This window comes from Salinisphaera sp. LB1, assembly GCF_003177035.1.
Classification (GTDB): Bacteria; Pseudomonadota; Gammaproteobacteria; order Nevskiales; family Salinisphaeraceae; genus Salinisphaera.
In genome coordinates this window covers 2,818,518-2,833,614 of sequence record NZ_CP029488.1, presented here as the reverse complement: position 1 = coordinate 2,833,614, position 15,097 = coordinate 2,818,518, and the positions used below count along the sequence as shown (strand labels likewise).

Below are 15,097 nucleotides of genomic sequence, written 5' to 3'. Positions count from 1 at the left end.
ACACGGGCAAACTGATACCCACTTTCGCGGCCATGCACGCAACGCGCGGGACCGAAAGGGTTCACGGCGTCGAAGCCGCATACGGTAATGTCTACCGTGATCGCAGCGAATGCTTGGATTCCGCTCGAAAGCTCCACTCGAGGGCGCCTCTATGATTACCCAGATCAGAGCACTGTTGGACGATTCTCAGACCAGGAAAGCACGCGCTTTCGTCGAAAAAGCCGAATTCGTCGAGGGCAAGGCCACCAACCGTGGCTCCAATGTAAAAAACAACGAGCAGATCAGTGAAAACGACTCGGACCAATCCGATATCGGAAGGATGGTGGTCCAGGCCCTGCTGAATAACGACGACGTTCTCAACACCGCGTTCCCTCGCGGCATCCCCGGCCCCACCTTCTCCCGCTATCAGCCCGGCATGTACTACGGGCTGCATATGGACGAAGCGATCATGAACACCAAACCGAAACCGTTGCGCACGGATCTGTCGGTCACGGTGTTTCTGTCCGCCGCCGACGAATACGACGGCGGCGAACTCGAACTCTGGACCGGAACCGACCCGCAGCTCGTCAAGCTCGATGCCGGCGACGCGGTGATCTACCCCACCGGCCTCATCCACCAGGTCCGGCCGGTGACCCGCGGCACGCGCTATGCTGCGGTTACCTGGATACAAAGCCAGATCCCCGAACTCAAACACCGCCAGATCCTGTCGCATTATTATCACCTCGTCGCCCGCATGGGCCACAAGGCCGACGAAACCGATCGCCTGTTGATGGAATCCGTGCGCACCGGGCTGTACCGAATGTGGATGGAACTCTGAACGGCGCCCGGGGCGGCGCCGGTCGGCCATACCGGCGCCGCAGCGCATGCCACCCCGCCCTGTTCAACGCCCCGCAGCCGCGGTTGGCCCGGCGGAGCGACGGTGAGCGCGTTGCCATCGACGGCGCCGTGCCGTCCGGCCGCCATTGGATGGCCTGAGCATGCCGCGCCCCGCGGCGCGAAACTGTGGCACGCGGGCTGCAACACCTGTGGCAATCGAGGCAGAGCTTCACACCCCAGCCAATGTGTGCAAGGCCGGATTTCCGGGCATCGCGGCGCCCCATTCCAATGGCGCGAAATTTGCGCTATCACAGGGGAACCGGCGTTCAGGAAACGCGCGCCGCCCCGCTCCGTGAGCGGAGCATCCAAAACCATAATGAGGAGATCGATTATGTGCGCAGTCGCAGCCCGTGAAGTCCAACTCGAATCCAGTGTCCGCCAATTCATCGACACCCCACGCAAGATGCTTATCGGCGGCGAATGGGTGGCCGCCGAATCGGGCAAGACCTTCGAGGTCTACAATCCCGCGACGGACGAAGTCGTCGCCCATGCCCAGTCCGCCGAGAAGGCCGATGTCGACAAGGCCGTGAAGGCGGCCCGCAAGGCCTTCGATGATGGGCCGTGGACCCAGATGTCGCCGGCCGAGCGCGGCCGCATCGTCTGGAAGATCGGCGACCTGATCATGGAACACCAGGAAGAGCTCGCCCAACTGGAAGCACTCGACAACGGCAAGCCCATTTCCATTGCCCGGGCGGCCGATGTACCGCTGGCGGCCGAACTGTTCCAGTACATGGCTGGCTGGGCGACCAAGCTCAACGGCGAGCAGATCGGCATTACCGTGCCCTACGCGCCCGGGGCCCAGTGGCATGCCTACACCCGCCGCGAGCCGGTCGGTGTGTGCGGGCAGATCATTCCCTGGAACTTCCCGTTGCTGATGGCGGCCTGGAAACTCGGCCCGGCCCTGGCCTGCGGGAATACGGTGGTCATGAAACTGGCCGAGGAAACACCGCTATCCGGCCTGAAGCTCGCCGAAATCATGCAGGAAGCCGGCGTACCCGACGGCGTGGTCAACATGCTCACCGGCTTCGGCGAGGAGGCCGGCGCGCCGATCGCGGCCCACCCGATGGTCGACAAGATCGCCTTCACCGGCTCGACTGAGGTCGGCCGCCTGATCGTGGACGCGGCCAAGGGCAACCTCAAGAAGGTTTCACTCGAGCTGGGCGGCAAGTCGCCGAACATCGTGCTCGACGACGCCGATCTGGACAAAGCCATTCCAGGCGCGGCCAATGCCATCTTCTTCAACCACGGCCAGTGCTGTGCCGCCGGCTCACGCCTGTTCGTACACGAAAAAGTCTACGACCAGGTGGTCGAAGGCGTGGCTGAGTACGCTCGCAACATCAAGCTCGGCCCGGGCCTCGATCCGGAAACCCAGATGGGCCCGCTCGTCTCCCGGACCCAGCTCGAACGCGTCACCGGTTATCTCGAAGCCGGCCGGAAACAGGGCGCGACGGCTGCCGCGGGCGGTGAACGCGCCGAGGGCGAGGGCTACTTCGTCAAGCCGACGGTGCTGGTCGACGTATCCGACGAGATGAGCGTCTATCAGGAAGAAATATTCGGGCCGGTGGTGACGGCCACGAAGTTCAAGGACGTGGACACCGACCTGATCAAGCGCGCCAACGACACCGTGTTCGGTCTGGCTTCAGGCGTCTGGACCCAGGACATCGGCAAGGCACACCAACTCGCCGCCAAGATCCGCGCCGGCACGGTCTGGGTCAACTGCTACAACATCTTCGACGCTGCCCTGCCCTTCGGCGGCTTCAAGCAGTCCGGCTGGGGCCGCGAGATGGGCGAGCAGGTGCTGAACAACTACACCGAAACCAAGGCCGTCGCCGTGTCGCTCTGACACCTCGCTTCGCGCACCAATCGGCCGGCTCCTTCGGGGGCCGGCTTTTTTCGTGCCCGGCGCCGGGCGCCGGGATCAGCGGGCATTGCGCTCTGATTTATATGTCCATATTATTGGACATATGGACGAACTCAACGCCATCGAGTGTTTCTCGGCGCTCGCCCAGCAAACGCGGCTCGCGGCCTTTCGCCTGCTGGTCCGGCACGAACCGAATGGCCTGCCGGCGGGCGAAATCGCGCGCCTGCTGGACGTGCCCCACAACACGATGTCGGCGCATCTGGCGGTACTGACGCGGGCCGGTTTGACCCTATCGCAACGCCACAGCCGATCGATCATCTACCGCGCCGATCTGCCGCACATGCAGGAGACCGTGCGCTTTCTCGTGCGCGACTGCTGCGGCGGCCGCCCCGAAATCTGCGATCCGTTGCTGGATTCGCTGGCCGAATCCGCTCCGGCGCCCGACAACCGCAAGGACCCGCCATGCAACCGATGATTTACCACAACCCCAACTGCGGCACCTCGCGCAATACGCTGGCGATGATCGAGGCCTCCGGCGAGACGCCCGAGATCGTCGAATATGTCGATAACCCCCCGTCGCGGGCACGCCTGCTCTGGCTGCTGGAGCAAATGAACATGCCCCCGCGCGATCTGCTGCGCCGCAAGGGCACACCCTACGACGACCTCGGCCTGGACGATCCCGCCCTCACCGACGCGCAACTGATCGACGCCATGCTGGCCCATCCGATCCTGATCAACCGGCCGATCGTAGTGACCGACAAGGGTGTGCGCCTGTGCCGGCCATCCGAGCGCGTGCTGGAACTGCTGGATGCGCCGGTCGCCCGCTTCACGAAGGAAGACGGCGAAGTCGTCACGCACTCGCAGGGCGCGTAATGGTCGATCGTTTCAGTCTTCACGATCTGCCGAATATCGATCCGAACGCGCTGCACCCCATCGATATCGACGCCCTGGTCGGCCAGGATACGGCTCGGCACGCGCCGCGCATTCTGATCCTTTACGGCTCGCTCAGAGCGCGCTCCTATTCCCGCTTTCTGGCCGAGGAAGCGGCCCGCCTGCTGCGCTGGTTCGGCTGCGAGGTGCGGTTGTTCGACCCGGCCGGCCTGCCACTACCGGACGATGCCGAGGCCGATCATCCGAAGGTGCAGGCGCCGCGCGAACTGGCCACCTGGTCGGAAGGCATGGTGTGGGTCAGCCCGGAACGTCACGGCGCGATGACCGGCATCATGAAAACCCAGATCGACTGGATTCCGCTGTCGCTGGGCGGGGTCCGGCCCACCCAGGGCAAGACACTGGCGGTCATGGAAGTATCCGGCGGCAGCCAGAGCTTCAATGCGGTCAATCAACTCCGGGTTCTGGGCCGCTGGATGCGCATGGTCACGATTCCCAACCAATCCTCGGTGCCCAAGGCATTCGGCGAGTTCGACGACGATGGCCGCATGCAGGATTCGCCGCTGTATCGGCGAGTGGTCGACGTCTGCGAGGAACTCGTGAAATTCACCTGGCTGATGCGCGACCGCGGCGATTATCTGACCCGCCGCTACTCCGAACGCGTGGAAAGCGCCGAACAGACGTCCAAACGCGTCAATCAAGTCGCGCACTGAACCGCTTTTCTCCCCCGGAGTTCCCGTCATGCTGGCGCTCGCCATCTTCATCGTCACCCTCGTGCTCGTCATCTGGCAGCCAAAGAATCTCGGCATCGGCTGGAGCGCGCTGGGCGGTGCCGCCGTGGCACTGGCCACCGGCGTCGTGCACGGGTCCGACGTTGCCGTGGTCTGGCATATCGTCTGGGATGCCACGTTCACCTTCGTCGCGCTGATCATCATTTCGCTGATTCTCGACGAAGCCGGCTTTTTCTCCTGGGCGGCGCTGCATATCGCGCGCTGGGGCAACGGACGCGGGCATTTACTGTTCCCGCTCATCGTGCTGCTGGGTGCGGTGATCGCGGCCTTTTTCGCCAATGATGGGGCCGCACTGCTGCTCACGCCGATCGTGATCGCGATCCTGGTCCGGCTCGAATTCTCCGCCTCGGCGGCCCTTGCCTTCATCATCGCCACCGGCTTCATCGCCGATACCGCCAGCCTGCCGCTGGTGATCTCCAATCTGGTGAATATCGTCAGCGCCAATTTTTTCGGCGTCTCGTTCGATCGCTATGCCATCGTGATGGTGCCGGTCGACCTGGTATCGATCACCGCCACGTTGGCCGTGCTCTGGCTGGCCTTCGGCCGCCGGATTCCACGGCGCTATCCGCTCGACGCACTGACGACGCCGGCCAGCGCGATCATCGATCCGCAGGTATTCCGCGCGGCCATGCCCGTGCTGGCAGCGCTGCTCGCGGCTTATTTCGTCCTTGCGCCGTGGCATGTGCCTTACTGCCTCGTGACCGGTAGCGGCGCCCTGGCCTTGCTCGCCATCGCCGGACGCTGGTGGCGCGGCGGGCGCGGGGCCCGTGTTCCGCTCGGCCCGGTCATGCGGAACGCGCCCTGGCAGATCGTGCTGTTCTCGATCGGCATGTATCTGGTGGTCTACGGGCTGGGCCGGGCCGGACTGACCGATTACGGCGCGACCGTGCTCCACTGGCTGGGGGCGCAAGGCCCGATCGTGGCCACGCTGGGTACGGGGTTTTTATCGGCCTTCGTGGCCTCGGTGATGAACAATCTGCCGTCGACGCTCGTCGGCGCGCTGGCCATCAAGCAGGCCCAGGTGCCGGAGCTCACCCGCGAGCTGATGCTCTACGCCAATGTGATCGGCAACGACCTCGGCCCCAAATTTACCCCGATCGGCAGTCTGGCCACCCTGTTGTGGCTGCATGTGCTGGCCAACAAGGGCCACCGCATCGGCTGGGGTCAATACATGAAGGTGGGTCTGGTGCTCACACCGCCCGTACTGCTGGCCACACTCATGGCTCTGGCGATCTGGCTGCCGCTGGTGGCGTCACCGTGAACGAAACCGGTCGACCGCTTCCGCGCCAGCCCGGTTCGCAGTCGGCCTCACGCGGGCGAAGCACCAGGCGGCGCAGCCCCGCACCCGTGACAAGGCCCGCCGCCACCATGGCGCTGCCCCTTGGTCATGAAAAAATCATCGCCGGCCCGCAGACTGACCGTCGCTGCAGGCGCGGCCTGCGGGCACGGGCCCGCTTGACCCCTTCGGCCGGGATCATTGCCAACCATAGAACGGAGGCCACATGAGCCTGATCGCGATCGCGTTGATTGTCGTGGCGTTCGCCTTTGCCTGGAGCATGGGCGCGCACTACACCGGCGCCTGCATGGGCATGCCGTATGCGGCGAACACGATTCGCCTGCGGCCAGCGCTGCTGCTGATGGCACTCTTCACCCTGCTCGGCGCGACCTTCCTGAGTCACGCCGTACTCACCACGGTCGGTCACGGCATCGTCGGCGCGCCACGAATCAGCGTTGGCGCGGCGTTGTGCATCGTCGCCGTCGCCTTCGCGCTCACGACCTGCTTCAACCTGTTGCGCATCCCCACCTCCACCATTCAGATTCTCGTGTTCGCGGTGGCCGGTGTCGGCATGTCGCTCGGTCTGCCCATCCGTTGGGGCACGATTGAGCGCCTGGTGGTGCTATGGGCGGCCGCGCCGCTGGTGGCCCTGGTGTTGGGGTTCGTCTTCACGCATATCCTGAGCCGTTGGCCCGCGGCCCGGAGCAAAAGTCAGCCGGCCATCGCGCGCGCCCTGGTGGCGGTCGGTGTCCTCGCCTCGCTGACCATGGGCGCCAACGATGTGTCCAACGCCACTGCCGTGTTTCTCAGCACGCATCTGTTCGGTGTATTCGCGGCCGCCTTCGTGGGCGGCCTGGGCCTGGCGCTGGGCGTGCTGACCTGGGGCAAGCCGCTGCTGGAAAAAGTGGCATTCGATGTCGTAAAGATGGACCTGCCGATGGCCACCGCCGCACAGGGTGTCCAGGCGCTGGTGGTACTCGCGGCGGTGGCGTTCGGCTACCTGACGTCGATGAATCAGGCCCTGGTGGGGGCCATGGCGGGCGCCGGCCTGGCCCGCGGACGCGACACCGTACAGTGGCCGGCGGTGAAGGGGATTTTGAAAGGCTGGCTGGTGGGGCCGGGCGCCGGATTCCTGTGCGGCTATGGCGCGGCGTTCATTGTGCGCTGGACCGGGGGCTGAGCGGGCCTTGCCCGCCGGCTGCGCGCCCAGGGACGGTCGAAAAAATGCGGGGCCGGAGCCCCGCAAAGTCCGGAGGAGCCGGAGTCAGCTCAGGTGATGCGTTTCCTGCAGGCCATAGACCGGCGTGGGAATACCTTCCATTCGCGCTTTGAGTTGTAACGCGAGGTAGTGCGAGTAGTGGCGCGACTGGGCCAGGTTGCCACCGTGGAACCACAGGCCTTCCTGCTGGGTCGGTTTCCACATGTTGCGCTGTTCGCCTTCCCACGGCCCGGGATCCTTGGGCGTATCGGAGCCCAAACCCCAGACCTTGCCGACCTTGTCGGCCACCTCCTGTGAGATCAGATCGGCCGCCCAGCCATTCATCGAACCATAACCGGTGGCATAGATGACGACATCGGCCGGCAGTTCACGGCCATCCTCGAGCACGACACTGTGCTCGGTCAGTTCCTTCACATCGGCGCCGCTGGCCAGCTTGATCCGGCCATCGATGATGAGCTGGGACGCGCCGACGTCGATGTAGTAGCCGGACGCACGCCGCAGATACTTCATGAACAGGCCGGAATCGTCCGGACCGAAATCAAGCATGAAGCCAGCGTCTTCCAACTGTCGATAGAACTCGGCGTCTTCCTCGCGGATGGCATCAAAGATCGGCTTCTGGAAGTCGGCCATGATCGCGTAGGGAATGGAGGCAAACAGCAGATCGGCCTTTTCGGTGGTGATGCCGTTGGCCACGGCCTCCTCCGAATACAGCGGGCCCAGCGCATGCTTCATCAGCGATTCAGAGCGCGAGATGTGCGTGGACGATCGTTGCACCATGGTCACATCGACCCCGTGTTCGGCAAGCGCCGCACAGATGTCGTGCGCCGAGTTGTTGGCACCGATCACCACGACCTGCTTGCCCTCCATGCCGTCCGGCCCGGGGTGCTCGGACGAGTGTTGCTGGATGCCCTCGAAGCGATCCTGGCCCGCAATGGTCGGCCTATTCGGCTTGGCCGACATGCCAGTGGCAAGGACCAGCTGTTTGGGATGGAGCGTGATTTCTTCTCCGTCCCGGTCGACGACCACGGTCCAGGTCTGGGTGTTCTCGTCGTAGCTGGCCCGCCTGGCCTCGGTCGAACCCCAGAAGTTCAATTCCATGACCCTGGCGTACATTTCCAGCCAGTCGCCGACCTTGTCCTTGGGCGAGAACACCGGCCAGTTATCGGGGAATTTGATGTACGGCAGATGGTCGTACCACACCGGGTCGTGCAGACACAGCGACTTGTAACGCTTGCGCCAGGAATCCCCAGGACGTTCGTTCTTCTCGACGATGAGCGCCGGCACGCCGTGCTGGCGCAGGCGTGCGGCGAGCGCAATGCCCCCCTGCCCGCCGCCGATGATCAGCACATAGGGCTGGGTCGTTACGCCCAGTTCAGCCAGCTCGGCCTCCCGCTCCTCGGCCCAGGTGGGCTCGCCCTGGTGTTCGCCGTGTTTGGCACCCAAGGGACGCGAATGGCCTTTCGGCTCCTCGTAACCCTTCAGTTCGTGCATCGTCGTGAGCAAGGTCCAAATCAGGCCGTTCTTGAGCCGGATATAGCCGTAACCACGCGCCACGCCCGTATCGAATTCGATGAAGCCCTCGGTGATGCCGTCGGCATGCGCGGGCTCCTCGTTGTCGTCCACGGTCCAGTCGGCAGGCTGTACGTCGTCGAGCCGGTTTTCCAGCATGTCGCGAATTTGTGCCTTGCCTTCGACCGTCTTGATGTTCCAGGTGAAGGCAACGAGATCGCGCCAGTAGCAGTCCTCGGCGAAAAGCTCCAGCGCCTCGTCGATATTTCGATTGATAAGCGCCTTGTTGAGCGCCGACAGCACGTTCTGGATCTTGGTGCCTGCGGCAGTGTCCAGCATGGTTTTCTCCTCTGTGTTTCGCTGTTGTCGGAATAATCGGGTCAGGCCGCGTTCTCGAGATCAATCAGGATCTTGAGTTCGGTGCCGGCCGGGTCGAGCAGCGCGTCGAAGCCGTGTGCGACCGCCTCGTCGAGTGGGATACGGCGCGTCACCGCCCGTTCCGACGGGATCTGCCCGCTGGCGATCAGCCGGCAGACACGCGGCCAGTACCAGGTCGGGTAGCACCACGAGCCGCGTACGTCGATGTCCTTGAACGTCACATCGAACCAGTTGAGCGGGTTTTCGCCCGCATGCAGCCCGGTCTGCACGATCACGCCCTGCTTGCGCACGGCGTCCAACGCCGATTTCAGCGTCTGCTCGTTGCCGGCGCATTCGATGGCGACGTCGCAGCCGACATGGCCTTCGCTATGGTCGCGCACGACATCGCCCACCGGTTCGCTCTTCGCGTTGATGGCGACCACCCCGGGCACCGCGGTCTCTGCCAGCTTGAGCCGGGTCGGATTCACATCCGAGATGAACAACTGCGTGGCGCCCGCCGCGCGTGCGACAAGCAGCACCAGAATGCCAATCGGGCCGGCCCCGGCGACCAGCACACTGGAACCGGCGGCCACGCCGCCCCGGTCGCAGGCATAAACAGCCACGGCAGTCGGCTCGACCAGCGCAGCCTGCTCGTCGCTCATGTCGTCCGGGATCACCTGCACGTTGTAGTCGTTGACCAGCGCGCCACCCGACATACCGCCGTAATCCCAGGACAGGCCCACCAGCGCCAACCGCTCGGACAAATGAAACAACCCGCGATCCGCGAAATAATCGCCGGCACGCGGCATGATCAGCGGTTGGATCGAAACCCGATCGCCGACCGCGGCGCTGGTCACGCCCTCGCCCACGGCGGTCACCACCCCGCCGAATTCGTGGCCCAGCGTCTGCGGTAGCTGCGCTTTCGAGTAGGGATGGGGCGCGGTCGGAATGAAAATGGGCCCGTAGGCGTATTCATGCAGATCGGTGCCGCAGATGCCGCAAAAGCGGTTGGCGACGACGACCTGCCCTGGTGCCGGATCATGCGGGGGCTCGACTTCCTCGATCCGCAAATCCCGGGCGGCGTGGAATCGCAGTGCTTTCATCTATCTCCTCATTCGCACGATGGACCGTGTCGTTGACGTGGCGCGCAAACGCGCTCTGGAGAAGATATGGCAAGCGCCGTGCCGTTAATTCATCACCTTGTTTTAAAACAATTATTCATCGGGGCATGCAGCCACGGCCGCGGCGCGTGCCACAGGGTGTTGCCACAGGTGTGGCAGGTCGATGGCGGGCCAAAATCAGTGCGTACGCAGGCGCTTGAGGCGGCGATGAACCGTGGTGCGATCCACGCCGAGCCGGCGCGCGAGTTCCGAAACATTACCGCCGCAGTCGGCCAGCTGGGCTTCCAGGCCGGCACACGCCGACGACACGCCGATCTCGTCGGGCAGGTCGTGCATTTCTATGGTCGGCGGCTCGCACAGGGCCGCGGCCACCGCCAGCGCGTTATGCAGTTCGCGCACGTTGCCGGGCCAATGATGCGCCGCCAGCCGGCGCCGCGCCGGCCCGGAAAGACGATATCGCTCGCCGTGCTCGGCACCGAGCTCGACCAGGATCGTATCGGCCAAGGTATTGAAGTCGCCGCGCTCGCGCAGTGGCGGCAGTTTCAGCACGGCGGCGTTGAGCCGGTAGTACAGATCCTCGCGAAAATCGCCGGTCGCCACCCGGTCGGCCAGTGGCGCATGGGTTGCGGAGATCAGATGAATATCCACAGGACGAGACTCCAGCGCGCCCACCGGGGTCACGCAGCGCTCGGCCAGCACGCGCAGCAACCGGCTCTGCAGCGCCAGCGGCATATCACCGATCTCGTCGAGAAACAGCGTGCCGCCGTTGGCGGCGTCGATCAGCCCGCGCTTGCCCCCTTTGGCCGCACCGGTGAAGGCATTGGGCGCATAGCCGAACAACTCGGATTCGATCAGATGCTCGGGGATCGCTGCGCAGTTCACCGCGACGAACGGGCCCGGGTCGGGGCGCGCGGCATGCACGGCGCGGGCGAATACCTCCTTGCCGGTGCCGGTTTCGCCCTGGATCAGCACCGGTAGATCACGCTGGGCGAACCGGGCAGCGCGGCGTGCCAGGCGCGTCATCGTTTCATCCGCGCCGGCCAGGCGAGCGAGCGAGTCCGGCATGTCATCACGCGGCGCCGGCACGGTGGCACGAATGGTTCGCGGCGTACGCGTCGCCGGCGGCTCGGCACTGGCGAACAGGCGCGGCTGGCCGCCGGCGAACAGGAGCCGGTCGCGGGCCGACTGGCCGCGCATGTACTGATCGAGCGTATCGGCATCCAGATCGAACAGGGTATCGATCGCCTGGCCGATGAGTTCCACGCTACTGCGCTCGGTCAGGCCGATACGCTGTGACAATGCACCGAACGCCGCATGCGTCATGCCGCGGATCTGCCCGTCGCCATCCACGGCGATCGCGGCTTCCGGATCGCTGTCGATGAAATCGGGCGAACGCGACAGGCGCAGCAGCCAATGACCTTCGGCCTGACTCATCAGGTTGGCCAGTTCCACCCGCCGCGCGGTGGCGATCACCAGGTGCCGCGCCAGCTGCTGGCTCGAGCGCGGCACGGCCGAGCGCAGCTGCGAAATATCCACTACCGCCACCAGCTCGCCCAGGGTGTCGAACACGGGCGCGGCGGAACAGGTGAGCCCGATATGGGCCGGGTCGAAATGATCGTCCCGGTGCACGGTGATCGGCTGACGCGAGACCAGGCAGGCGCCTACCGCGCACGTCCCGCTTCGATCCTCGGCCCAGTCCGCGCCCAGGTACAGGCCGGCATCGCGCAGCGCCGGATCGAGCTTGGGGTTGCGGTAGTGCGCCACGGACACGCCGCGTGCATCGGACAACAACAGCACGTAGTTATGCCCCGCCACCTGCTCGTAAAGATGATCCAGCGCAGCGCTGCTGATGCGGATCAACTCCTCGGCCTGCTGCTGGTGCTCGCGCAGTTCGGAGCCCGGCACGATATAGGCATTGCCCCGCTGGCTCGGGTCGAGTCGATATTCGTGCAGGCAACGCAGCCAGGAATTGACCACCAGACCGTCGCGACTGGATGGCTGTCCGGCCGCAACGCGCTCGATTTCCTTCAGATGGGCACTGATCGCTGACATGGCCTCACCTCCGGCCCGACGATGTCACCGTGCGCGGCGCGCGTGCTACCCGACGTTAGTCGGCCGCCGCCCGGGTACTTTTTACATCGACGGCAAGGCCCGGGGTTGGCCGCAACGATACAATAATTCCATCATGTGCAATCGATTGGATCATGTCGGATATTCGCAATCCCGAGCGCCCGGCGCGCGCGCTCGAAATACCGCCTGCGCCCCGTACGGGCACCACCGCCATCGCCGGCGGCATCAGTCTCGTGCTGCTCGCCGTGCTGTTTGCCGGCTATGGCTTCGCGCAGGGCGTTCTTTATGTCGTGGCGCTCGGCCTGGGCGTCGCGCTCTACCATGCGCGTTTCGGCTTCACCTCGGCATTCCGCCAGCTCATGGCCGTCGGCCAGGGGCAGACGCTGCGCGCGCACATGCTCATGCTGGCTGTGGCGAGCCTGTTGTTCGCGCCGCTGATGGCGCTCGGCACCACCGCCTTCGGCGGCCCGTTGTCGGGTTATGTCTTTCCGGTGGGGCTGTCGGTCGCCTTCGGCGGGTTCATCTTCTGTATCGGCATGCAGCTCGGCGGCGCCTGCGCCTCGGGCTCGCTGTATACGGTCGGCTCGGGCCAGACCTCGATCCTGATCACCCTGTTCGGCTTCATTCTCGGCTCGGTCTGGGGCGCCCACGATTTCGGCTTCTGGCTGCAACCGGACTTCGTCTGGAAGAAGATCTCCCTGGCCGATACGTCCTGGGGTTATACCGGCGCGGTGATTCTGCAGTTCATCATCATCGGCGCGATCGTGGCCGCGACCTGGCTGGTCGAGCGCCGGCTGAATCCGCCGCCACGCAAGGGTCCGCCAAGCGAACGGGGGCTTAAGCGCGTACTGCGCGGCGCCTGGCCGCTCTGGGGCGGCGCCCTCGCGCTCGCCGTGCTCAACGCGGCCACGCTCTGGCTGTCCGGCAAACCGTGGGGCATAACCAGTGCGTTCGCGCTCTGGGGGTCGCAGGCACTGTCGGCGCTGGGCGTGGATGTCGGCAGCTGGTATTACTGGTCCGGCCCGCATGCCGGCGGGCTGCATACGCCGATCCTCGCCGACCGGACGAGCGTAATGGATATCGGCATCATCTTCGGCGCGATGGCCGCCTCGGCCTGGGGCGGCACGTTCAGGATCGCTACCGACCTGCCCTGGCGCATCATCCTCGCCCGCCTGATCGGCGGCGTGCTCATGGGCTACGGCGCGCGGATCGCCTTCGGGTGCAATATTGGCGCCTACTTCGGCGGCATCGCCTCGTTTTCGCTGCACGGCTGGCTTTGGGGCGCGGTCGGTTTGCTGGGCACCGTGGTCGGTATCAAGTTGCGGCCCGTGTTCGGCATGGGCGTTCCAAAGCTGAGTGACAGCAGTTGCTGACAACGGGGGCCACGGCCGCCCAGTCGAGCTTCTGGGCGCGCCGGAATCGTTCACGCGGGCCGGCTCTACAAGGGCTGGCACGCCGGTGACGGGTGCATGGCGTGCTAATATCCTACGCCAAGCTTCGCGAACTCATCGCCCGCTCAACTGCTCGCCCGACACTTCATGAGTACGACCCGTTTGCCTCGCAGCGACTTCAACCTGACCGATCGGCTCGTGTCCGATATTTTCTCGGGGCGCTACAAGCCGGGCGATTTCATTCCCAAGGAAATGCAGATCTGTGAGCAGTTCAGCCTGAGCCGAACGGTGGTGCGGCGCCATCTTTCCCAGCTTGTGGACGGCGGCATCATCGAGCGGATATCCGGCTATGGATCGCGCGTTCGCGAGTACTCGGAGTGGCACATCCTCGATCCGCTCGTCACGGATTGGATGACGCGCTTTGCCGCCCCCAATGAGGAAATTCAGCGCGAGGTGCTGTCATTTCGCCTGAGCGTTGAACCCCATGTGGCCATGGCCGCCACCCGCCAGGCCAACGCCCACGATCTGGTCGCGATCGAGGAAGCCTTCAACGGCATGGCCCGCACGCTCAAGGAAGCCAAGAGCGGCGAACGGCGACGCCTGGATAGCGAGTCGGACGTGGCCTTTCATGTCGCTATCTTCCGTGCGACGCACAACATCGTCTGGTCTCAGCTGTCGCATATCCTCCGCCCCTCGATTCACCTCCTCGTGGTCGAGTCGAACGTCAGCGCAAGCGATCCCGAAGACAGTCTCGAGCGTCATCGGCGGCTGATGGAAGCGATCCGGATGCGCAAGGTCGAGGATGCCTTCTACGCCGCCCATGCGATTCTGGAAGGCACGAGCCTCGCACTGGGACTTGCGCACACGCGCCCGGAAGTCATTCCGGTCAGTCTCAGCGACTGAACGACATCAGGTTCGTTATCCAGCCCCTAGCTCGGGGGCTGCCAGCCATCGCGTGATCGGGTGCGTGATTCCCGGATAACGAACCGGCCCTTCCACAGTGGGCCCGTACAGCTTCTTATTAGGGCTGAGCTTGGACGGTCGGCGCGGCGGCCATGTGTTGACCCAGCAGTCCGAGCCATCGGCATTGAATACGAGAAGCTTAGTGCCCTGTAACGCAAATTCATCGCATTATTTCGGCGCTTTTTCGCACCATGCGGCGTTGCGCCGATTCGCCGTATTCCCTGATACGGCTCATCGCCGCGCCTTGCCTGGCACAAAAAATCACGCGAAATCCATGGCGCGAACTTACGTTACAGGACACTAGCTGCGCAGGGCCCGGCCATCCATAGCGCCCAGACGCGCGGTCTCGCTACGGCACAAGCCCTCGCACACGCCGGCCACCGCCAGTAAGCGCCGCGCCCGGTTCGCATCACGAGTCTGGCACGCGAGTTCGCGTAACTCATCGGCACTCTAGGGCCTGATCATCTCGCAACAGCCAAGCCTTGGGTATGGCGTTTCCGGTCGTGATCGCTGATCCGCTACTGCGTCATTATCGTAACGCCTTGTTTTCATGAATGGGCGTAAGACAAAAGTCCATGTTGAACATTACTGATTAATGTTTGAACATTTTTAGCAGTCGTGCACTGTGTCTTGAATCGAATGCAGCGGCGCGCCGCTCGCAGGAGACCGCAATGCCTATTTCTACAATACACCTCAGCATCAATTATTTTGCGTCAAAAATGACAACGTTGTCATTCAACGCCGGCCGAACTCGCCAGCTGGCATGGCAACCGGC

Annotated in this window: 12 protein-coding genes and 1 pseudogene; 9 read left to right on the top strand and 4 right to left on the bottom strand. The window is 64.4% G+C overall.

Features of this window, described 5'->3' with window-relative positions; all coding sequences use genetic code 11:
• Nucleotides 1-151 precede the first annotated feature (151 nt).
• The 7 genes from SALB1_RS12725 to SALB1_RS12695 all read left to right on the top strand — a co-directional run bounded on the left by SALB1_RS12725 (nt 152) and on the right by SALB1_RS12695 (nt 6,872).
• Nucleotides 152-817: a Fe2+-dependent dioxygenase gene (locus tag SALB1_RS12725; RefSeq protein WP_158590734.1), complete on the top strand. Its 666-nt coding sequence runs from the start codon at nt 152-154 to the stop codon at nt 815-817.
• A gap of 390 nt (nt 818-1,207) precedes the next feature.
• The gene (locus SALB1_RS12720) at nt 1,208-2,719 is read left to right on the top strand and encodes an aldehyde dehydrogenase family protein (RefSeq protein ID WP_109994206.1); all 1,512 of its coding nucleotides are present in this window, start codon (nt 1,208-1,210) and stop codon (nt 2,717-2,719) included.
• 121 nt (nt 2,720-2,840) lie between these two features.
• Complete coding sequence (locus SALB1_RS12715; protein ID WP_109994205.1) at nt 2,841-3,212, top strand: helix-turn-helix transcriptional regulator; 372 nt, start codon at nt 2,841-2,843, stop codon at nt 3,210-3,212.
• Nucleotides 3,200-3,610 (top strand): arsenate reductase (glutaredoxin), encoded by a 411-nt coding sequence (gene arsC / locus SALB1_RS12710; RefSeq protein ID WP_109994204.1) that lies wholly within the window; start codon nt 3,200-3,202, stop codon nt 3,608-3,610. The genes SALB1_RS12715 and arsC overlap by 13 nt, the downstream gene beginning before the upstream one ends.
• Nucleotides 3,610-4,338 carry an arsenical resistance protein ArsH gene (gene arsH, locus SALB1_RS12705; RefSeq protein ID WP_109994203.1) on the top strand — a complete coding sequence of 243 codons (729 nt, stop codon included), beginning with the start codon at nt 3,610-3,612 and terminating at the stop codon, nt 4,336-4,338. The genes arsC and arsH overlap by 1 nt, the downstream gene beginning before the upstream one ends.
• A 28-nt stretch (nt 4,339-4,366) precedes the next feature.
• On the top strand, nt 4,367-5,677 hold the full coding sequence (locus SALB1_RS12700) for an arsenic transporter (RefSeq protein WP_109994202.1): 1,311 nt from the start codon (nt 4,367-4,369) through the stop codon (nt 5,675-5,677).
• Nucleotides 5,678-5,918: 241 nt separating this feature from the next.
• Nucleotides 5,919-6,872: an inorganic phosphate transporter gene (locus tag SALB1_RS12695; protein ID WP_109994201.1), complete on the top strand. Its 954-nt coding sequence runs from the start codon at nt 5,919-5,921 to the stop codon at nt 6,870-6,872.
• Nucleotides 6,873-6,956: 84 nt separating this feature from the next.
• Here the strand turns inward: SALB1_RS12695 and SALB1_RS12690 are convergent, their stop codons facing one another.
• From SALB1_RS12690 to SALB1_RS12680, 3 genes are all read right to left on the bottom strand, one after another.
• Complete coding sequence (locus SALB1_RS12690; RefSeq protein WP_109994200.1) at nt 6,957-8,759, bottom strand: NAD(P)/FAD-dependent oxidoreductase; 1,803 nt, start codon at nt 8,757-8,759, stop codon at nt 6,957-6,959.
• A gap of 41 nt (nt 8,760-8,800) precedes the next feature.
• Nucleotides 8,801-9,880 (bottom strand): 2,3-butanediol dehydrogenase, encoded by a 1,080-nt coding sequence (locus tag SALB1_RS12685; RefSeq protein ID WP_109994199.1) that lies wholly within the window; start codon nt 9,878-9,880, stop codon nt 8,801-8,803.
• 195 nt (nt 9,881-10,075) lie between these two features.
• Nucleotides 10,076-11,950 (bottom strand): sigma-54-dependent Fis family transcriptional regulator, encoded by a 1,875-nt coding sequence (locus SALB1_RS12680; RefSeq protein ID WP_109994198.1) that lies wholly within the window; start codon nt 11,948-11,950, stop codon nt 10,076-10,078.
• Nucleotides 11,951-12,102: 152 nt separating this feature from the next.
• Here SALB1_RS12680 and SALB1_RS12675 point away from each other — a divergent pair, with 152 nt between their 5' ends.
• Entirely contained in the window at nt 12,103-13,341 is a 1,239-nt protein-coding gene (locus SALB1_RS12675) for a YeeE/YedE family protein (protein WP_109994197.1), read from the top strand.
• Nucleotides 13,342-13,506: 165 nt separating this feature from the next.
• Nucleotides 13,507-14,262, top strand: coding sequence for a FadR/GntR family transcriptional regulator (locus SALB1_RS12670; RefSeq protein ID WP_109994196.1), 756 nt, complete (start codon nt 13,507-13,509; stop codon nt 14,260-14,262).
• Nucleotides 14,263-14,628: 366 nt separating this feature from the next.
• On the opposite strand, the pseudogene SALB1_RS19960 reads toward SALB1_RS12670, so the two are convergent.
• A pseudogene (locus tag SALB1_RS19960) lies at nt 14,629-14,772 on the bottom strand (IS630 family transposase); the annotation flags it as partial.
• Between the last annotated feature and the right edge of the window lie 325 nt (nt 14,773-15,097).